We start from the raw sequence: 23808 nt of genomic DNA, 5'->3' as shown, positions 1-23808 counted from the left end.
GATGACGCAGCGCGCCTATGTGATCGATCAGATGATTTCGGCCAAGAAGATCGCCGCCCGCGTCGAGGCGCTGGCCCATGACATCACCGCGGCCTTTGCCGGCACCGACAAGCTGGTGGTGGTGGGTCTGCTGCGGGGGTCGTTCGTCTTCATCGCCGATCTGGTGCGTGAAATCGACCTGCCCGTCGAGGTCGATTTTCTTGAGGCGTCAAGCTATGGCGATGCGATGACCTCCAGCCGAGAGGTGCGCATCCTCAAGGACTTGCGCGCCCCGATTGAGGGGCGCGATGTGCTGGTGGTCGAGGATATCGTCGATACCGGCCACACGCTGAAGCATGTGATGGGGCTGTTGCGCGCGCGCAATCCGCGCCGGATCGAATGCTGCGCGCTTTTGGATAAACCGTCGCGGCGCGAGGCCGATGTGCGCGCCACCTGGACGGGATTTGAAATTCCCGACGAATTCTTGGTCGGCTATGGCATCGACTTTGCCCAGCGCAACCGCAACCTGCCCTTCATCGGCAAGGTCCGGTTCACCGAATGAACCTGACCTGGCTGTTGCGCATGGCGAAATGGGCGCGCCACCCGCCCTCGCCACGGATGGTGAAGATCGCGGCCATCGCGGTGGCCGCGGCACTGGCGGTGGTGGCGCTGGACTGGCTGGGCCTGTGGCCCGATTGGGCGCGCGTCGAAAAACTGCCCCGCGCGCCCCGCCCCTGACACCGCCCCCCTGAGCCAAGCCCGCGCAAGGTTGCATCAGGCGGCCCAAGGCCGCACACTGTCCCCAACCATGGTCCAAGACGGAGAAAGCCGATGCGCCGCAGCCTGATGATCCTGGCCCTGGCCGGTGCCGCAGCCCTGGGCGCGGCGCTGGTCGTGACGCGCCCGCAACGGGTGGATACGACCGATCTGGCCGGGCTTTCCGGCGATGCCGCGCGCGGCGAGACGGTGTTTCTGGCCGCAGGCTGCGGATCGTGCCACATGGCGCCGGGCGCGCGCGATGCGGCGCAGCGGGTGATGGCAGGCGGGCAGCGCTTTGCCTCGCCCTTCGGAACCTTCCTTGCGCCCAATATCTCGCCCTCGGACCAGGGAATCGCGGGCTGGACCGTGGCCGATCTGGCCAATGCGCTGATCAAGGGCACGGGGCGCGCGGGCCAGCATCTTTACCCCGCCCTGCCCTATGGCGCCTATGCCAAGATGACCGCGCAGGACGTGGCCGACCTGCATGCCTTCCTGATGGCCCTGCCCGCCGATTCCACCCCAAGCGCGCCGCATGACATCGGCTTTCCCTTCAACATCCGCACAGCCCTTGGCGGCTGGAAGGCGTTGTTCCTGAATGAGGATTGGGTGATCACCGGCGATCTTGACCCGGAAGAAACCCGCGGCCGCTATCTGGCCGAGGCGCTGGGCCATTGCGGCGAATGCCACACCCCGCGCAATGCGCTGGGCGGGCTGGACCGCAGCCGCTGGCTGGCAGGCGGGCCCGATCCTTCGGGCACCGGCACGATTCCCAACATCACCCCGGCGAAACTGACCTGGACCGAGGCTGACATCGCCGCCTATCTGGAAACCGGCTTCACCCCAGATTACGACAGCGTCGGCGGCCATATGGCCCATGTCGTGTCGAACTACGCCCAGCTGCCGCCCGAAGACCGGCGCGCCGTGGCCGCCTATCTGAAACGCGTGCCGCCGGTTGAGTAAGCCCCATTTGGCCCGCTCAACCGCCGCCTGCGTGGCCTCAGCCCCGGCCCAGCTTTTCCAGACGCGCCGCCCGCAGCCGCGCGAAATCCTCGCCCGCGTGATAGGATGACCGCGTCAGCGGCGTGGCCGAGACCATCAAAAAGCCCTTGCCATAGGCCGCACGCTCATAATCCTTGAATTCCTCGGGGGTGACAAAGCGGTCCACGCGGTGATGCTTGGGGGTTGGCTGCAGATACTGGCCAATGGTCAGGAAATCGACATCGGCGGCGCGCATGTCATCCATCACCTGCAAGACGCCCTGACGATCCTCGCCCAGGCCCACCATGATGCCCGATTTGGTGAACATCGCCGGATCCAGCTCTTTCACGCGCTGCAACAGGCGCAGGCTGTGGAAATAGCGCGCGCCGGGGCGCACGGTGGGATAAAGGCCCGGCACGGTTTCCAGATTGTGGTTGAAGACATCGGGCCGCGCCGCGACCACCTTCTCCAGCGCCTCGGGGGCGCATTTCAGGAAATCGGGGGTCAGGATCTCGATCGTGGTGTCGGGGCTGCGGTGGCGGATCGCGCGGATCGTCTGGGCGAAATGTTCAGCGCCGCCATCGTCCAGATCATCGCGATCGACCGAGGTGATCACCACATGCTTCAGCCCCAGCGTCTGCACCGCATGGGCCACACGCCCCGGCTCGAAGGCGTCCAGCGCATCGGGCTTGCCGGTGGCGATGTTGCAGAATGAACAACCCCGGGTGCAGATCTCGCCCATGATCATCATGGTGGCGTGGCCCGCGCTCCAGCATTCGCCGACATTGGGGCAGCCCGCCTCTTCACAGACGGTCACCAGCTTGTTGGTCTTCAGGATCTCGCGCGTGTCCTTGTAGCCCTGCGAGGTCGGGGCCTTGACCCGGATCCAAGCCGGTTTCTTGGGCTGTTCCTGGTCGGGACGATGCGCCTTTTCCGGATGACGCTGGCCGGGGATCTTTAGGTCGCGCGGACTCATGGGGCACTCCTGCAGCTGCTGGGGCAGATGTAACGCGTTCGGGCGGACTTGTCCAAGGGATGCGACGCAAAAGGGGGGCGCTGCCCCCCTCGGCGCGTGCCGCGCCTCACCCCCCGGGATATTTGGTCAAAGCCGAAGGGGGCTTTCATCTTGCCAAAAATACCTCGGGGGTGAATTGGCGCAGAGCGCCAAGAGGGGGCAGCGCCCCCTGCCCCTTCGCCGGCGGCCCTACCCGATCAGCGGCGCCGCGCCGCCATAGGTTTCGTCATAATGGCGCTTGAGCCGGATTAATGCGATGCGCAGCACGATCTTGCCCGAGCGCGCCGACCAGCCCAGCCGCTTTTCCGCCGTTTCCAGCCCTTCCAGAAAACAGCAGCAGCGCAGCACCATGTCGCCCAGCCCCGGCCCAAGATCACGCAGCGCGGCGGCGACGCGTTCGCGCGCGCGTTCCGACCCGCCGCCGCCGTGGCCCGTGCGGTACTGGCCGCGATCCCCGCCCCCCGTCAGAAAGCGTTCCCAGTTCTGCGCCACGCGCGGGCCCAGCTGGGCCAGTTCGAAATCCTCGCGCAGCCGCTCGCCGGCGGCGACCAGATCGGGGGTCAGGAAGGGTTCGCCCTCTTTGTCCCGCCGCCGTGCCAGAACGCCCAGCGGGCTTTCGGCCAGGTTTGCGCGCATCCGGCGGGGGCGGTTGTCGTCGGGGTCGGGCAGGTCCCGTTCGGCCCAGATCCGGTGCTGGGCGGCATGCGGGGCGGGCTCGTCCCCGGCAAAGGCGCCCTGGGCGTCGGCAAAACCGGGGACCGTGTCCTCCAGCATCCGCTTCAGCGCGGCGCGACCGACCGGGCTGATTTCATAGCTGACCACGCGGCCGGAATGGGCAACCTGGATCCAGTCCTTCAGCGCGAAGGCCTGCGCCACCGAACGGTCCAGAACGGCGGTGCGCACCGTGCCCTTCAGCACCACGGCCTTGTCCATGTCGGGGGCGACCACCAGCAGCGCGCCCATTTCGCCAAGCCGACGCAGGATGCGGCGGGCTTCGGCCATCAGTTGGGCTTCGGGGATCGGATCGGAACGAAGCGGTGCGCTCATCGGGTCTTCCTCTGCTGATCCGGTTGCGCGTGGGGGGCAAGCGGGACGATTGCGGCCCAGACCATCAAGCGCCTCATCGACCAGCGGATCGTCGCGGCGCGCCTCGATCCGGCGCACCCGGCGCAGGACGGTCGAGGCATGGCAGCCCTCAGCCCGCGCCAGTTGGCGAATCGAGACACCCTCTTCCACATGGCGCAGATACAGGCGTGCATAGTCCGGCAGCCACGCGGGCAACCCCGCGGGACCTTGTGCAGTCGTCTTCATTCTTTCCCCCAGATACAGGCGACAAATCCGTGTTGCCGCAAGAGTCCGTGCCGCTCAACCGTGGGTTGGTTTCCTTACCTGTTCGTTAAAGAACGCGAACGATCCAGAGAATTGTTTAAAAATCCTAAATTTTCTCGAAAGCGCCGAACGCTGATCTTTGGAATAGCGCAACACCCGCATAGGTTGTGCTTTCGTGACCCCCGTCACACAACCGGGGAACTGCCATGACCGACCTTTCCGCCCTTGTTTCACAGCTGAAACGCCCGCGTCTGCTGGTGCGTGCCGCGCGTTTCGGGCTGGCCGATTACAGCCGCAGCCGTGATCTGAAGCGCATCCTGGCATCGGGTGCGCTGCCCGGGCCGGACGCGGCGCTGGCGGGGCTTCTGGCCGAAGAATCACGGCTTGAGGCCAGCCGGCGCGCGGGGTCGGCGGACTATTGCGTGATGCGCCACATCGACGTTCTGATCGCCGTGATGGCCGAGGCACGGCTGCTGCCGCGCAGGCCGCAACAGTCGCCCGAACCCGCCCACACCCCGGTGCCGCTGCGGGTTTGACCCCGCCTAGCGCGACCGGAACAGCGTGCCCAGCACCCCGCGCACCAACGCCTGCCCCGATTTCGTGCCCAGTTGCCGGGCCAGGCTTTTGCCAAAGGTTTCCAGAACCGAATCGGAGCTGCGCGACCGACTGCGCGGCTTGGCCGGGGTCTTGCCGGTGTCGCTGTCATAGCGCCGCGCGTTGCGGAATTCGCGCTCGGCCCGGGCGGCGCTTTCGGCCTCGGTCGCAGCCTCGGCCTCGGCGCGGGCGGCTTCGCGCGCGGCCTCGTCGGCGCGCCGGGTCAGGATTTCATGGGCCGAATCGCGATCGATCACGCGGTCGTATTTCACCCCCAGGGCCGAGGCCGCGATGACCGCGCGCCGTTCGGCATCGCTCAGGACCCCCAGGCGCGATTGCGGCGGGCGGACCAGCGTGCGTTCCACCATGCCCGGCGCGCCCTTGGCCTGCAGGAAGGATGTCACCGCCTCGCCGGTGCCGACCTCCTTGATCGCGGTCTGGGTGTCGAAGGCGGGGTTGGGGCGATAGTTCTGCGCGGCGCGGGCCAGATCCTTCTGGTCCTTGGCGGTAAAGGCGCGCAGGGCATGCTGCACCCGGTTGCCCAGCTGGCCCAGCACGCCATCAGGCACGTCGGCGGGGTTCTGGGTGATGAAATACACCCCCACCCCCTTGGACCGGATCAGCCGGGCCACCTGTTCGACCTTGTCGACCAGCGCCTTGGGCGCATCGTCGAACAGCAGATGCGCCTCATCGAAGAAGAAGACGAATCGCGGCTTGTCGGGGTCGCCCACCTCGGGCAGTTCCTCAAACAGTTCTGACAGCAGCCACAGCAGGAAGGTCGCATAAAGCCGGGGCGAGGACATAAGCCGGTCCGCCGCCAGAATGTTGATCCGGCCGCGCCCGTCGGGGGCCTGCGCCATCATATCGGCCAGCTCCAGCGCGGGTTCGCCAAAGAACCGGTCGCCGCCCTGCGTTTCCAGCACCAGCAACTGGCGCTGGATCGCCCCCACCGACGCGGCCGAGACGTTGCCATAGCGCAGCCCGATCTGCGCGGCATTCTGCCCCACATGCACCAGCATTGACCGCAGATCCTTCAGATCCAGCAGCGCCAGCCCCTCTTCATCGGCCAGATGGAAGGCGATGTTCAGCACACCTTCCTGCGCCTCGGACAGGCCCATCAGCCGCGACAAAAGCAGCGGCCCCATTTCCGACACCGTCGTGCGCACCGGATGGCCCTGGTCCCCGAACAGATCCCAGAAGGTTACCGGAAAGTCGCGGTAGGCCAGATCATAGCCGATGGTCGCCGCGCGCTGGGCAAAGGCGGCATGCAGCTTGCCCTCGGCGCTGCCCGGCATCGCAAGCCCCGCCAGATCGCCCTTCACATCCGACAGAAAGACCGGCACCCCGGCGCTGGAAAAGGCCTCGGCCAGGATCTGCAGCGTGACCGTCTTGCCGGTGCCGGTGGCCCCCGCGATCAAACCGTGACGATTGGCATATTTCAGCAAAAGCTCTTGCGCGGTTGCATGGCCTTCGCCGCCGCCGCCCACGAAAATGCCCGTTTCGGTCAGAACCCCGGTCATGCGAAACCTCTTTTCCCCAAATGTTCGCGCAAAGAATACTTATTTAACCACCCTGTGCCAGTCTGCATCTGTCCTGGATGGTGTTGCGACGGCATCTGGCGACTTCCTCCCTGTCGGACTGGCCGCACCTTTCGGGGTGCGGCTTTTTTGCGCAAATTCATGCCTTTGGATGCATCATATTTGCCTGTTGACCTGTAACAACTTCGCGATTAGCGTTTGCGCAATTACGAAGTCGGCCAGTCCGACAGGGAGAACGATGAAAAGGGTTCCGTAGCGGAACCCTTTTCTTTTTTCGCCCCCCCGCCTGCGGCGGATCGGATCGGCGCGGCTCACGCAATCTTGGCCGAAATCCGCCGCTTGCCCCCACACCTATCCGCTTTTCGCCCCTGACTTCACCCCGGCCCCGTGCTAAGGGGGCGGCGCTACCTGTTCAGGATGGAAGGGAAAAATGGCAGATCTGAAAACACCCCTCGCCCTCGTGCTGGCCCTGGGCCTTGGTTCGGCGGCACTGGCGCAGGATGCAACCACCCCCGCCGAAAGCCCTGCTGAAGCCCCCGCAGCCGACACCCCGGCCGCAGAGCCCCCGGCAGCCGAGGCCGCAACCGAAGCCCCTGCCACGGCCGAGGCCGAGGCCGAAACCAGTGACATCGGCAAACCCTATGTCGCCCAGACCTTTGACGCCTGGACCGTGCAGTGCATCCGCACCGAGGACGGCAAGGACCCCTGCCAGATCTATCAGCTTCTGAAGGATGACCAGGGCAATTCCGTCGCCGATATCTCGATCCAGAACCTGCCCGAAGGCCAGCAGGCCGCTGCCGGCGCCACGATCATGACGCCGCTGGAAACCGATCTTAGCCAGAATCTGGTGCTGAAGGTCGACAGCGCCGAGGCCAAGGTCTACCCGTTCCGCTTCTGCGCCCGTGTGGGCTGTTTCGTGCAGGCGGGCTTTACCGCCGATGAACTGGCCGCGCTGCGCCGGGGCAACAAGGTCGTCGTGACGCTGGTGCCGATGGCGGCGCCCGATCAGAAGGTGAACCTCGACATGTCGCTGAAGGGCTTTACCGCGGCCTATACGGCGATGGCCGAATCGAACGCCAAGCTGGCGAACTGATCCGCGACACAGACGCGCCCGATGACAGATTGAAACGCCGCCCCGAACGGGCGGCGTTTTCCATTGCGGCCCCTGCCGTTCGCCGGTCAGATCCGCTGCAAGGCCAGCACCGCGTTCAGCCCGCCAAAGGCGAAGGCATTGGACAGCGCCCGATCCACTCGCATCTCGCGCGCGGTATTGGGCACCACATCCAGATCACATTCGGGGTCGGGGCGCTGATAGCCGATGGTCGGCGCCACGATCCCGTCGCGCAGCGCCATCAGGCAGGCCAGCAGCTCGACCGCGCCGGTGCCGCCGATGCAATGGCCATGCATCGCCTTGGTTGACGACAGCGCCACCCCCTCGGCCGCGGCGCCAAAGGCCGCGCGGATCGCCGCCGTCTCGGTCCGGTCATTGGCCGCGGTGCCGGTGCCATGCGCGTTGACATAGGCCACGGTTGCCGGGTCAAAGCCCGCATCCTGCAACGCCCCGGTGATCGCCCGCGCCGCCCCCTGCATCGACGGCATGACGATATCGCCCGCATCCGAGGTCATCGCAAAGCCCGAAACCTCGGCCAGGATATCGGCCCCACGGGCGCGGGCGTGGTCGTAATCTTCCAGCACAAAGACCCCGGCGCCCTCGCCCTGGACCATGCCGTTGCGGCTGGCGCAGAATGGGCGGCAGCCGTCGCGCGACATCACGCGCAAGCCCTCCCAAGCCTTGATGCCGCCGAAACACAGCATCGCCTCGGCCCCGCCGGTCAGCATCACCGGCGCCGCCCCCGACCGCACCATCTGAAACGCCAGCCCCATCGCATGGTTCGAACTGGCGCAGGCGGTCGAAACCGAGAACGCCGGCCCCATCAGCCCGAATTCCATCGCGATATGGCTGGCGGCGGCATTGTTCATCAGCCGCGGCACGACAAAGGGATGCACGCGGTTCTTGCCCATCGCATAGACCGCGCGGAACGAGTCGTTCCAGGTGCCGACCCCGCCCCCGGCCGAGCCCATGACCACGCCCGACCGCAAGCCCAGATCGCCCGCGAAATTCAGCCCCGCTTGTGCCACCGCCTCACGCGCGGCGACCAGCGCGAATTGCGTGACCCGGTCATAAAAGGCCAGGGCCTTGGCATCGAACAGGTTTTCGGGCACCCAGCCCTTGACCTGGCCGCCGATGCGCACGCTTAGCCGATCGGCATCCTCGATATCCAGATCGCCGATGCCACAGCGCCCCTCGGCCATGGCGGCCAGCGTTTCGGGCACGTCGCGCCCCAGCGCGTTGACCGTGCCCGCGCCTGTAATGACGACCCGGCGCAGCCCCTCAGGCAAGCGCGGCCCCCCGCGCGGCGATCAGCCGTTCCACCGCCGCCACGATCGCCCCCACCGAGGAAATGTCGAAATCCCCCTGCGCGGGGTCGTTGGCGTTGAAGGGCACGGAAATGTCAAAGGTCTCCTCGATCGCAAAGATCGTCTCGACCAGGCCCAGACTGTCGAGGCCCAGATCCTCGATCGTCATCTCGGGGCGCACTTCATGGGGGTCCAGCACCGCTTCGCGGGCCAGGATGGCAATGATCTGTTCGGACACGGTCAGGCTCATGTGTTATTGCTCCGTCCCGTTCTTCTGGCTCATCTTTGTAACGGTTTCCCGAAGCTCGGCCACCTGCGCGAACAACCGGCCCAGCCGGCGGATGTTTTTCCACGCCTCGACATGGGTTTCCATCTTCAGCGCCGGCGATCCCAGCAGAACCCGCCCCGCGGGCGCGTTGGAAAAGATCTTGGTCGCGCCGCCCGCGATCACGTCATCGCCCACGAAGATATTGTCCGACACCCCGCATTGCCCCGCCAGCACCACCCGGTCGCCGATGCGCGACGACCCGGCGATCCCCACCTGCCCGCACAAAAGACAATCGCGCCCGACCTGCACGTTGTGGCCCACATGCACCAGGTTATCCAGCTTGGTCCCGTGTCCGATCACCGTGGCGCGCACGGTGCCCCGGTCGATCGTGGCATTGGCGCCCAGTTCCACATCGTCGCCGATCTGGACCGTGCCCAACGAATGGATGCGCGTCCAGCTTTGGGCGCGGATTTCGTCGCGTGTGCCAAGCGTCTGGCGGATTTCCTCGACCCCGGATTTTTCCGGCGTGACAAAGGAAAAGCCGTCCGCCCCCACCACCGCGCCGGGGTGGCAGATGAACCGATCCCCGATGCTGACCCGCGCGCCGATCCGCGCGCCCTGCAAGATCAGGGCATCGGCGCCGATCACCGCACCTTCGGCAATGCTGACATGGGCGGCGATGCGCACGCGCGGCCCGATCACCACCCCGCGCCCGATCACCACGAAGGGGCCGATCGCCGCGCCTTCCCCGATCTGGGCCGAAGCGTCGATGATGGCGGACGGATGCGTCCCCGGCGCGATTTCGGGGCCGGGATCAAAGACCCGGCTCAGCCCCGCCATCGCCAGACGCGGGCGCGCCACGAAGATCGCCGCCTGCAGCCCCAACGCCTGCCAATCCGCGCCGTCCCACAGCATCGCGGCGCGCGCCGATCCCTGCGCCAGACCTTCGGCATATTTCGGGTCCATCGCCAGCGCCAGCTGCGCCGGGCCCGCCGCCGCCGGTTCCGCGGCGCCCTCGATCCGGATCGAGAGGTCGCCTTCCGCCCTGGCCCCAAGGGCCTTGGCAATCTGTGCAACTGTATGCGCCATGTCGGGCCTTCCAGGCTGGGGGCGCCTGCTGCGCCCGCCCTTCCGATTTAGCTGTCCGCGCCCGGCAATTCCACCCCGGCCCGGGCCAGCGCGTCGAAAAGCGCGCCGTCCCGCCCATAGATGTCGCGCCGGTATTCGATCCGCCCGCGCGGCGTGGGCCAGGCGGTGTAATAGACCAGATGCACCGGAACCGGGCGGTCCAGCATCACCGTGGTTTCGCGCCCCGTGTTCAGATGACGGCGGAATTCCCCCTGCGGATCGGGGCTTTGCGCGCCCAGAAGCACATAGGCCAGATCGAAGGGCTGCCCCACCCGCACACAGCCATGCGAGAACGCCCGCACCTCACGGTCAAACAAGGATTTCGACGGCGTATCATGCAGATAGATGTTGTACTTGTTGGGGAACATGAACTTCACCAGCCCCAGCGCATTACCATCCGAAGGCGGTTGCTTCATCTGGAAGGGAAAGCTGCGCTCGGTATAGGCGGCAAAGTTGATCGCAGACCGCGGCACAACCCGGCCACGGCTGTCGATGATGTTGATATGCCCCGCCGCATTGGGGTTGCGCTTCATCATCGGCAGATATTCCTTGACCGTGATGGATCGCGGCACGTTCCAGGTGGGATTGACCACCATAAATTCCATCTGGTCGGAAAATTCCGGGGTGCGCCGGTCGTGTTTGGTTTCGCCCACGACGGTCACCGATTCAAAGCTGACCTTACCGTCATCCACCACCCGGACCGAGAAATCGGTGATGTTGACCCAGATGTGCCGGTCGCCAAGGTCCATCCCGTTCATCCAGCGCATCCGTTCCAGCGCCACGGTCACCGCCTTCAGCCGATCATGCGGCGGGCGGTTGATCTCGGCCAGGGTGCCCTCACCGGCGACGCCATCGGATGTCAGCCCGTGGTCGATCTGAAACTGCTGCACCGCCTTCTGGATCGAGCCATCGAAACTGGCCACGGCGGACCGCGGCAGATAGCCTATCGCCACCAGCCGGTCGCGCAGCGCGATCACCGCCGGCCCGCTGTCGCCCGGACGCAGGGTCTTGCCCGGCACCGGCGCGCCCCAGCCGCCGCGCGCGATGACCGCCGCCAGATCCAGCCGCGCCTTCATCAATTGCGCATATTGCGGCGCCGCGGGCACCAGCGCGCGGAAAAACGCCTCGGGCTCCGCGGCCGCGAACCGGCTCAGCAGATCCAGCGGATCGGGGCGCGCGATGTCACGCACGATGCCGCTGTCGATTGTCGTGGGGTCCAGCACGCCCGACTGCATGTCACGCGCATAGGCCAGGAAGGCGCCCGACATCGCCGCCTCCAGCATCCCGCGTTCGCGTTCGGACCGGATCGTGGCAAAGCGCGCGCGCAACCCGGCCGCGTCATAGCGGGCCACGGGCAGGCCGTGATGCACCGCCTGATCCAGCGCGGCAAAGAACGCCGCGCGGCGGGCCGAATCCTCGGCCCCGGTCCAGATCGGCGCATGGCCGCGCGCGGCGTAGAATGCCTGCAGCGCGGGATCGGCCAGGGCCCGCTCGGCCAGGGCCTGCGCAAAGACCGGCAGTTCCTGCGCCGCGGAACTGACCGCCCCGCCCGCCGCCGCCAGCACCGCCGCCGCCGCAACCCACGTCCGAAGCCGCCCAACCTGGCCCATGATCACCCCAAACTGCCGATTTCCCTTAAATTTCAGCTTCCTTGAATTCGCGCGCGCTGTCCAGACCGACCCCACGGCTGGCGCCCGATTGCGCCACAGCCGCCAGATTTCGATGCTGCGGCGCAACAGATGGCCGGATTTCAGCAAAATACCGCCGATCAGGCTGGTCTTCGTGGGAACAGCGCAAATCAGAGGTTGGTCTGAGAATCACACTGTGCCATAAACTTCGCATCTGGCGGGGGTAACCCGGCAGAGCCGCCGAACCGGGCGGCAGGAACTGGCAGGACAGGCGAACGAAATGAGCATGACGACGATCTCCCGGCGCGGGCTTCTTGGCGCCTTTGCGGCGACCATGATCACGGCAGCCCCCACGACATCCAACGCATTCGGCTTTCTGAAAGGCGCAGGCGACATCCGGCGCATCCGGATGTATTCGGGCCGCACCGGCGAAAGCCTGGACACCGTCTATTGGATCGAGGGCGACTACATCAAGGAAGCCCTGGCCGAGATCAACCACTTCATGCGCGACTGGCGCACGAATGAGGTGACACGCATTGACCCGCGCACCATCGACATCGCCGCCGCGGCGCATCGACTGATGGATGTAAGCGAACCCTACATGATGCTGTCGGGCTATCGCTCGCCCAAGACCAATTCGATGCTGCGCTCGCGCTCGGGCGGGGTGGCCAAGAATTCGCTGCACATGAAGGGCCAGGCCGCCGATCTGCGGCTGAAGTCGCGTTCGGTCGGGCAGATGTATCAGGCGGCTGCGGCCTGCAAGGCGGGCGGCGTCGGCAAATATTCGCGCTCAAATTTCGTGCATATGGATTGCGGCCCGATCCGCACCTGGGGCGGCTGACCCCGCCCTGGCAGAGGCCACCAAAGCGCCGCTTTCGCGGCGCTTTTTCATTTGGCCACCGGACATCAAGACGGCAGAACCGGCCCCGCAACTGCGCTATCCATCGGATCGGAAGGGGAAATTGGCGCACCCGACAGGATTCGAACCTGTGACCTTCGCCTTCGGAGGGCGACACTCTATCCAGCTGAGCTACGGGTGCAGCACGTGGTCTCTATAGCCAGCTTTGCGCGGGGCTGCAATGGGGTCCGGACGGATCTTGGGCCCCATGGCGCCGATGCCTGGCCGCGTCGGGATCAGCCAAACAGATCGTGACACAGTTCCAGCGCCGAAATCAGCGCATCGACCTCTTCGCGGGTATTATACATCGCGAAAGAGGCCCGCGCCGTCGCCGACAGGCCCAGATGCTGCATCAGGGGCATGGCGCAATGCGTGCCCGCGCGCACCGCGATGCCGCGCTTGTCCAGCACGGTCGAGATGTCATGCGCATGGGCCGCCCCCGCCAGCGTCAGCGAAAAGATCGCGCCGCGATGCGGGGCCGCGCCCTGAACCTTCAGCCAGTTCAGCCCCTTGAACCGTTCCAGCGCGTAATCACGCAGGTCCGCCTCATGCGCGGCGATCTTGTCCATGCCGACGCCCATCAGATAGTCCAGCGCCACGCCCAGCCCGATCTGCTGCACGATGCCGGGGGTGCCGGCCTCAAACCGCATCGGCGGGCGGGCATAGGTGACGCTGTCGCGCGTGACCGTGTCGATCATGTCGCCGCCGCCCAGGAAGGGGCGCATCTCCTCCATCCTCTCCTGCCGGATGAAGATCGCGCCGGAACCGCTTGGCCCATAAAGCTTATGTCCGGTGATCGCATAGAAATCACAGCCGATCGCGGCCACATCCACCGGCATGTGAACCGCCGCCTGCGAGCCATCGACCAGAACCGGAACGCCCGCCGCCCGCGCGCCTTTGCAGATCGCCGCGACATCGACCAGCGTGCCCAGCACGTTCGACATATGCGTGACCGACACAAGCCGCGTGCGCGGGCCGATCGCGGCCAGCACCTTCGCCGGGTCCAGCGACCCGTCAGCTTCGGGTTCGACCCATTTCAGCACCACGCCCTGCCGTTCGCGCAGGAAATGCCAGGGCACGATATTGGCGTGATGTTCCAGCAGCGACAGCACGATTTCATCGCCCGCCTGCAGCCGCGGCGCGGCCCAGCCATAGGACACCAGGTTGATCGCCTCGGTCGTGCCCGAGGTGAAGACGATCTCCTCGGCCGAGGGCGCGTTCAGAAAGCGCGCGATGATGCCGCGCACGGCCTCATACTTTTCGGTGGCCAGGTTCGAAAGATAGTGCAAGCCACGGTGAACATTGGCATATTCTTCCGCGTAACCGCGCGTCACCGCCTCGATGACGCAAGCGGGCTTTTGCGCCGATGCGCCATTGTCCAGATAGACCAGCGGCTTGCCATTCACCGTGCGGCTAAGGATCGGGAAATCGGCGCGGATCTTGGCAACGTCATACATGACAGGCTCCTGTAGTCCCGCGCTATGCGGGGACGGGGAAAATTCCGAACGACATCATGACGATGCCGAATACAAGCGCGCTGCCGATGAAGATCCCGACCACCGCCAGCGCGACCAGCGCGAGATTGGTAAAGCCATGCAGCGCCGCAGTGAAGCGGACCAACAGCCAGCCCATCAGCCCCAGCAACACCATCGTCAGCACCATGCCGACCATCGGGAACAGGAACATCAGCACGAATTGCACCATCTGCCCGACGATCAGGACGAATTCCATCCAGACCACCAGCAAAAGCGCATCGGCGAATGTGCCGCGCCCGCCCATGCGCTGGCCAAAGAAGGCGATCGCCCAGGCGCCGTAAACCAGCAGCGCACCCTGCATCAGCGCCAGAACAACCGGCGATGCCGCCGAAACCCGGATCTGCCCGCCCGTCGCCAGCGCCAGCGCCATCTGCGACAGCGTTGCCAACGCTGCCGACAGCACCATGACGATGGCCAGTCCCAGAATGCGCCCCTGCATCGGCACGCCCAGCCCCAGCAGCCGCGCCACCGCCCCGTTCGGGTCCAGAACCGACTGGCGGATCAGATCCAGCAGAACCGAAAACCGCAGCTCCATCAGGCACCTCCGCCGGGATGTTCGAATTCCGCCACGCGCAGCGCCGCAAGCCAGATCGCGGCAAAGACCAGGCCCACCGCCGCGCTGACAAAGGTCAGCTGCGCGCCCGCGCCGATGAACCCCGCCACCAGCCCCTGCAACAGCATCAGCGGCGAGGCCGCCAGCAGCGCCCAGAACAGCGCCAGCCGCGCGCCGTAAAAGCTGCCCCGCCCGCCAAGCGCGCGCGCGATGACATGGCTGGCCCCCGCCAGCAGGTAGAATGCCGGCAACGCCGCCAGCGCCGCCAGCCCCGTGCCCAGCATCAGCCCCGTCAGGGGCTGATCCGGGTCCAGATGGGCGATGCGCGACAGCCGCGGCCATTGCGCGACAAAGATCACCGCCAGCGCCGCCAGCAGGATCGACAGCGCCCACGGTTCCGACCGGCCCCGCGCCAGAAGACTGCGCATCACCGCGCGCGGGGCGCGATAGCTGCGCAGGATGTCATCGGTCGCCGACATGCCCGCCTAGCCGCGATGCCGGGACAGCCAGGCTTCCAGCCGCGCGACGATCTCGGCCTGGATGTCCTCATCCTCGATCTCGGCGATGGCATCGGCCAGGAAGGACAGCACCAGCAGCGCCACCGCCTCTTCCTGCGGCACCCCGCGCGAACGCAGGTAGAACAGCGCCGTTTCATCCAGCGCGCCTGTGGTCGATCCGTGGCTGCACTTCACGTCATCGGCATAGATTTCCAGTTCAGGCTTGGCCAGGAACTGGCTGTCATCATCCAGCAGCAACGACTGGCTGATCTGATAGCCGTCGGTCTTCTGCGCGCCGGGCTTGACCAGGATCTTGCCCTGGAAGGTGCCCACCGCGCCGTGTTTCAGAACCTTCTTGAACACCTGCCGGCTTTCGCCACGCTCGGCCCCGTGGGTGATGAAGACGGTGTCGTCATGGTGGAACGCGCCGGTCGCGCCATCGCCAAGGGCTGCGCCCGCGACATGGGCCACGGCATCGTCGCCCGCGATGTCGATCACGCATTCATTGCGCGTCAGCACGCCATTGGCGGTCAGCGTAAAGCTTTTGAACAGCGCTTCTTCCGCGACGCGCGTGAACAGATGCGTCACCGCCCGGCGCTGATGATCGCGCCCCTGGACCTGCACGTGGTGAAAGCGTCCGCCCGTTGCCACATCGACCTCAAGCACCTTGTTGAAGCGCGCGCCGGCCGGGCCGGTTTCCAGCAACGTCAGTTCCGCGCCCGGTTCGACCTTCACCAGATGGTGAAGGATCGGATCCGAAGTCTCTGATTCATGGATATAAATCAGATGAACAGGCTTGGCCGCGCGGGCCGTGGCGCGGATCAGGATGCCATCGGTGGCCGCCGCCGTGTTCAACGCCGCAAAGGGGCGCGCCACCGGGGTCTGACCCGCGGTTTCCAGCGTGCCATAGAGCCCATTGGCCCAGGAAATATCCGGCGCATCCGCCAACCGCAGGATTTCAACCCCGGCCAGCGCCGGATCATCGGATGCCGCCGGGTCAAAGACGCCATCGACAAAGACCAGCTTCACCCGGTCCAGCGCATCGAACAGCGGCGCCTCATCGCTGGCATCAAAGACCGGGGCGGCGGGCGCCGCCTGAACGTTCAGCGTCGCCGGATCGGTATAGCGCCAATATTCGTCGCGCCGGTCCGGCAGGCCCATCGCCCGCAACCGCGCCAGCGCATCCGCCCGCGCCGCGCCAAAGCCCGGCCCCGTTTGCAGCGCGTCCAGCCGCGCGCTGGCCTTTGCCTGGGGTGCCGCCATCACTGCGCCTCCGCCAGGATGTCGGCATAGCCGTTCTGTTCGACCTCCAGCGCCAGTTCCGGCCCGCCGGTGCGGATGATGCGGCCATCGGCCATGATATGCACCACATCGGGTTTGATGTGATCCAGAAGCCGTTGATAATGCGTGATAACCAGGAAGGACCGCCCCGCATCGCGCAGCGCGTTCACGCCATCGGCCACCAGCTTCATCGCGTCAACGTCCAGCCCGGAATCGGTTTCATCCAGGATGCACATCTTCGGTTCCAGCATCGCCATTTGCAGGATCTCGTTGCGCTTCTTTTCCCCGCCCGAGAAGCCCACGTTCACCGGCCGCTTCAGCATCTCGGCGTCGATCTTCAGCGTCTTGGCCTTTTCGCGCACCACCTTCAGGAACTCGCCCGCCGACAGTTCGTCCTGCCCGCGTGCCTTGCGCTGCGCGTTCACCGCGGTGCGCAGGAAGGTCATGTTGCCCACGCCCGGAATTTCCACCGGATACTGAAACGCCAGGAACAGGCCCGCCGCGGCACGTTCCTCGGGCTCCATCTCCAGCAGGTCGGCGCCTTCCAGCGTCGCGCTGCCCTCGGTCACCTCATAGCCGTCGCGGCCCGACAGAACATAGGACAGCGTCGATTTGCCCGACCCGTTCGGCCCCATGATCGCATGCACCTTGCCCGGTTCCACCGTCAGGTTGACCCCTTTCAGGATCTGCTTGTCTTCGTCTTCAAGTTTGACGTGCAGGTTCTTGATTTCCAACATTTCTCTATCCCGTATCCGTTACCCGACCGAGCCTTCAAGGCTGATCGCGACAAGGCTTTGCGCCTCCATGGCGAATTCCATCGGCAGCGCCTGCAGCACTTCGCGGCAGAAGCCGTTGACCACCAGCGCCACCGCCTCTTCCTCATCCATGCCGCGGGCGCGGCAATAGAACAGCTGATCGTCATCCACCTTGGATGTCGTCGCCTCATGCTCGACCCGGCTCGAGTTGTTCTTGACCTCGATATAGGGCACCGTATGCGCGCCGCATTGATCGCCGATCAGCAGGCTGTCGCACTGGGTGTAGTTGCGGCTGTTCTTGGCCTTGGGATGCATCGTCACCAGACCGCGATAGGTGTTCTGCGCGCGTCCTGCAGAAATCCCTTTGGAAACAATGCGCGACCGGGTGTTCTTGCCAAGATGGATCATCTTGGTCCCGGTATCGGCCTGCTGGCAGTTGTTGGCGATGGCGATCGAATAGAACTCGCCCTGGCTGCCCTCGCCGCGCAGGATGCAGCTGGGGTATTTCCAGGTGATCGCCGATCCGGTTTCCACCTGCGTCCACATCACCTTGGCCCGGTCGCCCCGGCAATCGGCGCGCTTGGTGACAAAGTTGTAGATGCCGCCGCGGCCTTCCTCATCGCCCGGATACCAGTTCTGGACGGTGGAATATTTCACCTCGGCATCCTCAAGGATGACGATTTCCACCACTGCGGCATGCAGCTGATGGGTCTCGCGCTTGGGCGCGGTGCAGCCTTCCAGGTAGCTGACATAGCTGCCCTTGTCGGCGATGATCAGCGTGCGTTCGAACTGTCCGGTGTTTTCGGCATTGATCCGGAAATAGGTCGACAGCTCCATCGGGCAGCGCACACCCGGCGGGATGTAGACAAAGGACCCGTCGGAAAACACAGCCGAATTCAGCGTGGCAAAGAAATTGTCGGTCTGCGGCACGACGCTGCCCAGATATTTCTTCACCAGTTCGGGATGTTCCTTGATCGCCTCGGAAATAGAACAGAAGATCACGCCCGCCTTGGCCAGTTCGTCCTTGAAGGTCGTGCCCAGCGACACCGAGTCAAAGACCGCATCCACCGCGACCTTGCGCGCATCGGCCGCGATCCCCTCGGCCCCCTCGATCCCAGCCAGGATCATCTGTTCCTTCAGCGGAATGCCCAGCTTTTCATAGGTGGCCAGCAGCTTGGGATCGACCTCATCCAGGCTTTTGGGCTTTTCGGCCATGCTTTTCGGCTTGGCGTAGTAATACTGATCCTGGTAGTCGATCGCGGGATAGTTAAGCATCGCCCAACGCGGCTCTTCCATCGTCTGCCAGCGCCGGAACGCCTGCAGCCGCCATTCGGTCATCCATTCCGGCTCGCCGTTCTTCTCCGAGATCAGCCGAACGATATCCTCGTTCACGCCCTTGGGGGCGTATTCCATCTCGATCTCGGTTTCCCAACCGTATTTGTAGCTGCCCATGTTCTGGACAGTCTCGACCGTTTCGCGGTCCACGCCCTCACGGACTTCCAGTTCCTGATCCACCTGCGTCACTTCCGTTCATCCTTCCTGCGGAACCCGCGTTCAGACCATCCGCGCCCGGTGCCGCCTCAGCGCGGCCCCATAGGCATCGGCAAAGCGCAAGACATCCTCGCGCCCCACCCCCGGTCCGATCGACACGCGGATCGCCGAACCCGCCTGCGCTTCATCATACCCCATCGCCACCAGTACACGGCTTGCCCGTACCTTGCCCGACGAACAGGCCGAGCCCGCCGACACCGCAAAACCGGCAAGATCCAGCCGCATCACCTGCGTCTCGCCCTTCCAGCCCGGGGTCAGCACCGACAATGTGTTGGGCAAAAGCCCAGGCCCATCTCCCGATATCTCCCACCCCGGAAAGATAACATCTTCGGCGGCGTCTTCCAGAGCCATTTTTAGAATTTTTCTAATTTCAACCACCTCGGCCCAGACGCCCTGCGCCAGATCCTGCGCCGCCGCCTCGGCCGCGGCGCCAAAGCCCGCGATGCCGATCAGGTTTTCGGTGCCCGCGCGCCGGCCCATTTCCTGCCCGCCGCCGCGCAGCTGTGCCGCCACATCCGTGCCGCGCCGCACCACCAGCGCACCTACGCCCTTGGGCCCGCCCAGCTTATGCGCCGAAATCAGCCCCGCCGTCACCCCCAGCCAGTTGAACGCCAGCGGAACCTTGCCAAAGGCCTGCGTCAGATCCGACACCGCCAGCCCCTCGGGCAGGCTCTGGATCACGCCGGTCTCGGAATTGGCCAGTTGCAGCGCGGTGCGGCCCGGATCGGTCACCGCCACCCGCCCCTGCCGGTCCACCGCCAGATCCGCCGCGCACCAGGCCAGAACCGCATCATGTTCCACCGCGCCACAATGCAGCCCCCGCCCCGCACAGGCCAGCGCCGCCGCCTCGGTCGCGCCCGAGGTGAAGATCACATCCTGCCCCTCGGCCCCCAGCGCCGCGGCGACCTGCGCGCGCGCCTTTTCCATCAGCGCCCGCGCCGCCCGCCCCTCGGCATGGACCGAGGACGGATTGCCCACCACATCCATCGCCGCAATCATCGCCGCGCGCGCCTGCGGCCGCAGCGGCGTGGTGGCATTCCAGTCCAGATAAAGCCGCCCCGCCATCAGCCGCCCATCCACGCGCCTGCGGCTTCTTCTTGGCCCAAATACTCCCCGCGGAGCGTCCCGCCGCCCCCACCCGCGCGCCGCCCTGGGATGATGCCCGCCGCGCTCATTCGTCGACCACCGAAAACAACGAAGGCACCGCCGGACAGGGCTTCAGCCCATTGCGCGCCACATCGGCCAGCGTGGTCTGGTGCAGAAAGACAAAGACCTGCGCGCTCAGGCTTTCCCACAGCCGGTTCGACAAGGACTGCGCCCGGCTGCCCGACACCCCGCCCGAGGCGCCCGCGCCCACATGCAGCGCGCTGACGGTTTCATCCACCGCCTCGAAAATCTCGGAAATCCGGATCTCCTCGGGCGGGCGCGCAAGCCGATAGCCACCGCCCGGGCCGCGCACACTGGCCACCAGCCCGGCGCGCCGCAGCCGCACGAACAGCTGTTCCAGATAAGGCAGGGAAATATCCTGCCGGCGCGAGATTTCGGACAACGAGGTCATCTGCCCCGCGCCCGCGATCGCCAGATCCACCAGCGCCACCATCGCGTAGCGTCCCTTGGTCGAAAGCTTCATCCAACCCTCCGCCGGCCCTGAAAAGCAAAAGCGGACACGGCCATTGACGCCGCGCCCTTCGCCCCTTAACTCACTTGCACCCGAATGTCCGGCATCCCGCCGGAGATGGCCCCGTCCTATGGTGTCCGAGCGATTACGTCAAGTTTAGACCCGCCCGTCCACCTGCGACAGATCGACAGGAACCAGGCAAGATCCATGCCCGAAGTCATTTTCCCCGGACCCGAAGGTCGCCTTGAAGGCCGCTACCACCCGCAGGCCGCCCCCGATGCGCCGATCGCCATCGTGCTGCACCCCGATCCGCAGTTCGGCGGCACGATGAACAACCGCGTCGTCTATAACCTGCACTATGCCTTCCACCGGCTGGGCTTCACGGTGCTGCGCTTCAACTTCCGCGGCGTGGGCCGCAGCCAGGGCGAATATGACCAGGGCATTGGCGAGCTGTCGGATGCCGCCTCGGCGCTGGACTATCTGCAGGCGATGAACCCCAACTCCAAGCATTGCTGGGTTGCGGGCTTTTCCTTCGGCGCCTGGATCGGCATGCAGCTTCTGATGCGGCGGCCGGAAATCACCGGCTTCATCTCGGTCGCGCCGCCGGCGAACATGTATGATTTCAGCTTCCTGGCGCCCTGCCCGTCTTCGGGGCTGGTCATCAACGGCACCGCCGACCGCGTGGCCCCGCCCAAGGACACGGCAACGCTGGTGGCCAAGCTGCGCGAGCAGAAGGGCATCACCATCACCCATGAAGAGGTCGAGGGCGCGGACCATTTCTTCAAGGATGATGAGGCGCATATGAAGCCGATGATCGACACCGTGCAGGCCTATGTCAAACGCCGCCTGACGGAAGGGTCGCGCTGACATGGCGCTGATCGACGATCTGGCCGACCGGCTGGCCGCCGATGTGATGGCTGCGATGGACGAACTGGACGACGACCGTTTCTACATGGAGGTGGGCAAGGTCATCGGCACCTCGTCCCCCTCGCTGGAAGAGGCGTTCATGACCTCGTGCCGGCTGCGCATATCCGAGGCGCGGGCGCGGCGCTTCATCGAAGACCGGCTGGCCGCCCGGCGCCGCGACAAGATCGGTCAGGCCGGGTGAGCACGCGGCTGGACGCGCAGTTCCGCTTTCTGATCGAGGCGGACAAGCTCAAGCAGGTGCAGCGCGCGACCCTGCTGACCGATGGATCGCGGCGGGAAAATTCCGGCGAACATTCCTGGCACCTGGCGCTTTATGCTCTGGTTCTGGCCGATCACGCCGGGCCTGGGGTCAACATCGACCGGGTGGTCCGCATGCTGCTGCTGCATGATCTGGTGGAAATCGACGTGGGCGACGTGCCGATCCATTCGGCCAATGGCACGGCGCATGGCTCGGCCGCCGTGCAGGCCGCCGAGGCCGCCGCCGCGGATCGCATTTTCGGCATCCTTCCCGATGATTTGCGCGACGAACTTCGCGCGCTCTGGCAAGAGTTTGAGGCCGCCGAAACCCCCGATGCGGTCTTTGCCAAGGCGTTGGACCGGGTGCAGCCGGTGATCCACAACATCGCCTCGGGCGGGGGCACATGGGCGGAATATGATGTGACCTGGCCACAGCTGGAACAGCGGGTGGGCGCGCGGATCGCGCGTGGCGCCCCGGCCCTGTGGGATTGGATCGCGGCCCGGGCACGGGGTTGGTTCGGGGTCTAGACCCCTATGGCAGCCGCCCGCCCCGCGCCAACCGGGCACGCGCATCGGCCGGGCTGCGGCCCTTGTCCAGCCAATCCAGCACCGCACAGGCCGACCGCATGTAAACCGGCCCCGCCCCCGATGCCCGCGACAGGCGCACGAAATCCGCCCGCGTCTTCGGCAGCGGCATCTGCGCCACCCCGGCGCAATCGGCGCGCCGCTTGGCCGGATAGCCGGCGGATCGGGAAATCACCGTGGCCAGCCCCTCATCAAACCAGTTGGGCAACCGCGATGCCGCGCCAATCGCAAACGGCAGCGCGCTGGCCAGTTCGGCATGGACATGTTCGTGCAGATAGGTCTTGTCATCCGCCACCGCCTTGGACGAAATCGTGACCAGCAACGCCCCATAGCTCATGGCGCGGCTGGTCATGCCATTGGCGCGGTCGCAGGCGGGCGTGGTGCAGACCTGCCACTGGGGGGCGGACCGGCGCGCGCCGAAGGCCTTGGCGATCCCCGCCTCGGCCGCCTTGATCCGGGCCAGAATCGCCCGGCGTTCCGCGGCCCCCGCCGCCCGGTCGATCATCACCCGCCCGCCCGCGGACACCATCCCCCGGCCCATCCCCGGCAGCCCCTGCGCCAAAACCGGCGGGCTGACGAGCGACAGGACAAGGGCAAGACCAAGGGCGACAAGGATCGGAAATTTGCTCATGCCCCGTCTTAGCCCGCGCGAGGCCGGGGCGAAAGTCACATCCCCGCCAGCGCGCAAGTCCCGGGCATGCCCCTTGCACCGGGGGGGATGAAATGATTGACAGGGGCCTGGCAAGTCGAGGGTGGGAACCATGGCCGGGGATGGTGCAAACAGACACAGCCTGCTGGAGGATGCCCAGGGCATCGCCTATGGCGCGACGATGGCCGCCTTCGGCATCGTGATCCTGACGCATCTGGGGCTGGTCACCGGCCAGACGGCGGGGTTGGCGGTGCTGATTTCCTACACCACCGGCTGGAGCTTTGGCGCGGTCTTCTTCGTGATAAACCTGCCCTTCTACTGGATCGGCTACCGGCGCATGGGCGGGGCCTTCGTGGCCAAGACCTTTGCCGCGGTGGCGCTGATGTCGGCGGGCACGATGATCCTGCCGCGCCTTGTCAGCTTTGATCAGCTGCATCCGGGCGCGGGCGCGGTGCTGTTCGGCTTTGTCTCGGGGGCGGCGCTGCTGGCGCTGTTCCGCCACGGGGCAAGCTTGGGCGGCGTGGGGATCGTCGCGCTCTACCTGCAGGACAAAACCGGTTTTCGCGCCGGCTGGACCCAGCTGCTGTTCGATGTTGGGGTGTTTTTGCTGGCCCTTGGTCTGCGCGATGTGCAGACTGTGGCCTGGTCCTTTCTGGGGGCGCTGGTGCTGAACATGGTGATTGCCATCAACCACCGGCGCGACCGCTACATCGCGACGTGACATGGCCAAGACCTATCTGCTTTTGCTGATCGCCGTCCTGTTTGAAACCTTCGGGTCGGCCTGCCTGCAGGCCAGCCAGCAGTTCACGCGGTTCTGGCCCTCGGTCGGGGTCTTTGTGGGGTTCGGCGCGGCCTTCTGGTTCTTTGCACTGGTGCTGCGCGACCTGCCGCTGGGCGTCACCTATGCGCTGTGGTCGGGGATCGGCATTATCCTGATCGCGGGCGCGGGACGGCTGTTCTTTGGTCAGGTGCTGGATGGCGCGGCGCTGCTGGGCATCGCGCTGATCATCGCCGGAATCGTCGTCATCAACGTCTTTTCCCGTTCAGCCACGCATTAGTCTGGTCTTTGCGGGCGTTTTCGACTATGC

27 protein-coding genes and 1 tRNA gene are annotated in these 23808 nt (G+C 65.8%); 11 read left to right on the top strand and 17 right to left on the bottom strand.

Annotation, left to right across the window (positions count from 1 at the left end; translation table 11 throughout):
• The first annotated feature begins 1 nt into the window (after position 1).
• From hpt to MXB90_RS02750, 3 genes are all read left to right on the top strand, one after another.
• Positions 2–541 (top strand): hypoxanthine phosphoribosyltransferase, encoded by a 540-nt coding sequence (gene hpt, locus MXB90_RS02760; protein ID WP_250040783.1) that lies wholly within the window; start codon positions 2–4, stop codon positions 539–541.
• Positions 538–717 (top strand): hypothetical protein, encoded by a 180-nt coding sequence (locus MXB90_RS02755; protein ID WP_250040781.1) that lies wholly within the window; start codon positions 538–540, stop codon positions 715–717. The genes hpt and MXB90_RS02755 overlap by 4 nt, the downstream gene beginning before the upstream one ends.
• 93 nt (positions 718–810) lie before the next feature.
• Positions 811–1698 (top strand): cytochrome c, encoded by an 888-nt coding sequence (locus MXB90_RS02750; protein WP_250040779.1) that lies wholly within the window; start codon positions 811–813, stop codon positions 1696–1698.
• A gap of 37 nt (positions 1699–1735) precedes the next feature.
• On the opposite strand, the gene lipA is transcribed toward MXB90_RS02750, so the two are convergent.
• Positions 1736–2692, bottom strand: coding sequence for a lipoyl synthase (lipA, locus tag MXB90_RS02745; RefSeq protein WP_250040777.1), 957 nt, complete (start codon positions 2690–2692; stop codon positions 1736–1738).
• Positions 2693–2920: 228 nt separating this feature from the next.
• The gene (locus MXB90_RS02740; RefSeq protein ID WP_250040775.1) at positions 2921–4042 is read right to left on the bottom strand and encodes a DUF6456 domain-containing protein; all 1122 of its coding nucleotides are present in this window, start codon (positions 4040–4042) and stop codon (positions 2921–2923) included.
• 224 nt (positions 4043–4266) lie between these two features.
• On the opposite strand from MXB90_RS02740, the gene MXB90_RS02735 reads away from it, so the two are divergent.
• Complete coding sequence (locus MXB90_RS02735) at positions 4267–4596, top strand: DUF6477 family protein (RefSeq protein ID WP_250040773.1); 330 nt, start codon at positions 4267–4269, stop codon at positions 4594–4596.
• A 6-nt stretch (positions 4597–4602) separates the two neighbouring features.
• On the opposite strand, the gene MXB90_RS02730 is transcribed toward MXB90_RS02735, so the two are convergent.
• The gene (locus MXB90_RS02730; protein WP_250040771.1) at positions 4603–6174 is read right to left on the bottom strand and encodes a helicase HerA-like domain-containing protein; all 1572 of its coding nucleotides are present in this window, start codon (positions 6172–6174) and stop codon (positions 4603–4605) included.
• A 448-nt stretch (positions 6175–6622) separates the two neighbouring features.
• Between MXB90_RS02730 and MXB90_RS02725 the strand changes: the two genes are divergently transcribed.
• Positions 6623–7285, top strand: coding sequence for an invasion associated locus B family protein (locus MXB90_RS02725; protein ID WP_250040768.1), 663 nt, complete (start codon positions 6623–6625; stop codon positions 7283–7285).
• Between the two features lie 86 nt (positions 7286–7371).
• On the opposite strand, the gene MXB90_RS02720 is transcribed toward MXB90_RS02725, so the two are convergent.
• From MXB90_RS02720 to MXB90_RS02705, 4 genes are read right to left on the bottom strand one after another with little or no spacing between them, the layout of a single operon-like run.
• Positions 7372–8580 carry a beta-ketoacyl-[acyl-carrier-protein] synthase family protein gene (locus tag MXB90_RS02720; RefSeq protein WP_250041108.1) on the bottom strand — a complete coding sequence of 403 codons (1209 nt, stop codon included), beginning with the start codon at positions 8578–8580 and terminating at the stop codon, positions 7372–7374.
• Positions 8581–8584: 4 nt separating this feature from the next.
• Entirely contained in the window at positions 8585–8860 is a 276-nt protein-coding gene (locus tag MXB90_RS02715; RefSeq protein ID WP_250040766.1) for an acyl carrier protein, read from the bottom strand.
• 3 nt (positions 8861–8863) lie between these two features.
• Positions 8864–9967, bottom strand: a complete 1104-nt coding sequence (locus MXB90_RS02710) for a UDP-3-O-(3-hydroxymyristoyl)glucosamine N-acyltransferase (RefSeq protein ID WP_250040765.1) — start codon at positions 9965–9967, stop codon at positions 8864–8866.
• Positions 9968–10014: 47 nt separating this feature from the next.
• Positions 10015–11616 (bottom strand): L,D-transpeptidase family protein, encoded by a 1602-nt coding sequence (locus tag MXB90_RS02705; protein WP_250040764.1) that lies wholly within the window; start codon positions 11614–11616, stop codon positions 10015–10017.
• Positions 11617–11914: 298 nt separating this feature from the next.
• Here MXB90_RS02705 and MXB90_RS02700 point away from each other — a divergent pair, with 298 nt between their 5' ends.
• Complete coding sequence (locus MXB90_RS02700; protein WP_250040763.1) at positions 11915–12475, top strand: YcbK family protein; 561 nt, start codon at positions 11915–11917, stop codon at positions 12473–12475.
• A gap of 122 nt (positions 12476–12597) precedes the next feature.
• Here the strand turns inward: MXB90_RS02700 and MXB90_RS02695 are convergent.
• From MXB90_RS02695 to iscR, 9 genes are all read right to left on the bottom strand, one after another.
• Positions 12598–12674: transfer RNA gene (locus tag MXB90_RS02695), tRNA-Arg, on the bottom strand.
• A 94-nt stretch (positions 12675–12768) separates the two neighbouring features.
• The gene (locus tag MXB90_RS02690) at positions 12769–13989 is read right to left on the bottom strand and encodes a cysteine desulfurase (RefSeq protein ID WP_250040762.1); all 1221 of its coding nucleotides are present in this window, start codon (positions 13987–13989) and stop codon (positions 12769–12771) included.
• 22 nt (positions 13990–14011) lie between these two features.
• Positions 14012–14602: a YIP1 family protein gene (locus MXB90_RS02685; RefSeq protein ID WP_250040761.1), complete on the bottom strand. Its 591-nt coding sequence runs from the start codon at positions 14600–14602 to the stop codon at positions 14012–14014.
• On the bottom strand, positions 14602–15099 hold the full coding sequence (locus tag MXB90_RS02680; RefSeq protein ID WP_250040758.1) for a YIP1 family protein: 498 nt from the start codon (positions 15097–15099) through the stop codon (positions 14602–14604). Before MXB90_RS02680 ends, MXB90_RS02685 begins: the two co-directional genes overlap by 1 nt.
• A 6-nt stretch (positions 15100–15105) precedes the next feature.
• Positions 15106–16380, bottom strand: coding sequence for a SufB/SufD family protein (locus MXB90_RS02675; protein WP_250040756.1), 1275 nt, complete (start codon positions 16378–16380; stop codon positions 15106–15108).
• Entirely contained in the window at positions 16380–17135 is a 756-nt protein-coding gene (gene sufC / locus MXB90_RS02670) for a Fe-S cluster assembly ATPase SufC (protein ID WP_250040753.1), read from the bottom strand. The genes MXB90_RS02675 and sufC overlap by 1 nt, the downstream gene beginning before the upstream one ends.
• 18 nt (positions 17136–17153) lie before the next feature.
• Positions 17154–18668: a Fe-S cluster assembly protein SufB gene (gene sufB / locus MXB90_RS02665; protein WP_462982204.1), complete on the bottom strand. Its 1515-nt coding sequence runs from the start codon at positions 18666–18668 to the stop codon at positions 17154–17156.
• A 39-nt stretch (positions 18669–18707) separates the two neighbouring features.
• A complete protein-coding gene (locus MXB90_RS02660; RefSeq protein WP_250041105.1) occupies positions 18708–19769 on the bottom strand; it encodes a cysteine desulfurase family protein in 1062 nt (353 codons plus the stop codon).
• A 106-nt stretch (positions 19770–19875) separates the two neighbouring features.
• A complete protein-coding gene (gene iscR, locus MXB90_RS02655; protein WP_250040749.1) occupies positions 19876–20334 on the bottom strand; it encodes a Fe-S cluster assembly transcriptional regulator IscR in 459 nt (152 codons plus the stop codon).
• Between the two features lie 195 nt (positions 20335–20529).
• On the opposite strand from iscR, the gene MXB90_RS02650 reads away from it, so the two are divergent.
• From MXB90_RS02650 to MXB90_RS02640, 3 genes are read left to right on the top strand one after another with little or no spacing between them, the layout of a single operon-like run.
• Positions 20530–21189: an alpha/beta hydrolase gene (locus MXB90_RS02650; RefSeq protein ID WP_250040747.1), complete on the top strand. Its 660-nt coding sequence runs from the start codon at positions 20530–20532 to the stop codon at positions 21187–21189.
• 1 nt (position 21190) lies between these two features.
• Positions 21191–21430, top strand: coding sequence for a hypothetical protein (locus tag MXB90_RS02645; protein WP_250040745.1), 240 nt, complete (start codon positions 21191–21193; stop codon positions 21428–21430).
• Positions 21427–22014 carry an HD domain-containing protein gene (locus MXB90_RS02640; protein ID WP_250040742.1) on the top strand — a complete coding sequence of 196 codons (588 nt, stop codon included), beginning with the start codon at positions 21427–21429 and terminating at the stop codon, positions 22012–22014. Before MXB90_RS02645 ends, MXB90_RS02640 begins: the two co-directional genes overlap by 4 nt.
• A gap of 4 nt (positions 22015–22018) precedes the next feature.
• Here the strand turns inward: MXB90_RS02640 and MXB90_RS02635 are convergent, their stop codons facing one another.
• Positions 22019–22702, bottom strand: a complete 684-nt coding sequence (locus MXB90_RS02635) for a hypothetical protein (RefSeq protein WP_250040740.1) — start codon at positions 22700–22702, stop codon at positions 22019–22021.
• A 130-nt stretch (positions 22703–22832) separates the two neighbouring features.
• Here MXB90_RS02635 and MXB90_RS02630 point away from each other — a divergent pair, with 130 nt between their 5' ends.
• Both MXB90_RS02630 and MXB90_RS02625 read left to right on the top strand, forming a co-directional pair.
• Positions 22833–23441, top strand: coding sequence for a YitT family protein (locus MXB90_RS02630; RefSeq protein ID WP_250040737.1), 609 nt, complete (start codon positions 22833–22835; stop codon positions 23439–23441).
• A 1-nt stretch (position 23442) separates the two neighbouring features.
• The gene (locus MXB90_RS02625; protein ID WP_250040735.1) at positions 23443–23778 is read left to right on the top strand and encodes a DMT family transporter; all 336 of its coding nucleotides are present in this window, start codon (positions 23443–23445) and stop codon (positions 23776–23778) included.
• Positions 23779–23808 lie beyond the last annotated feature (30 nt).

Source organism: Phaeovulum molybdatiresistens (genome assembly GCF_023544865.1).
Classification (GTDB): domain Bacteria; phylum Pseudomonadota; class Alphaproteobacteria; order Rhodobacterales; family Rhodobacteraceae; genus Pontitalea.
Note: the sequence above shows the minus strand (reverse complement) of the source record. Positions and strands in the feature narration are given on the sequence as shown.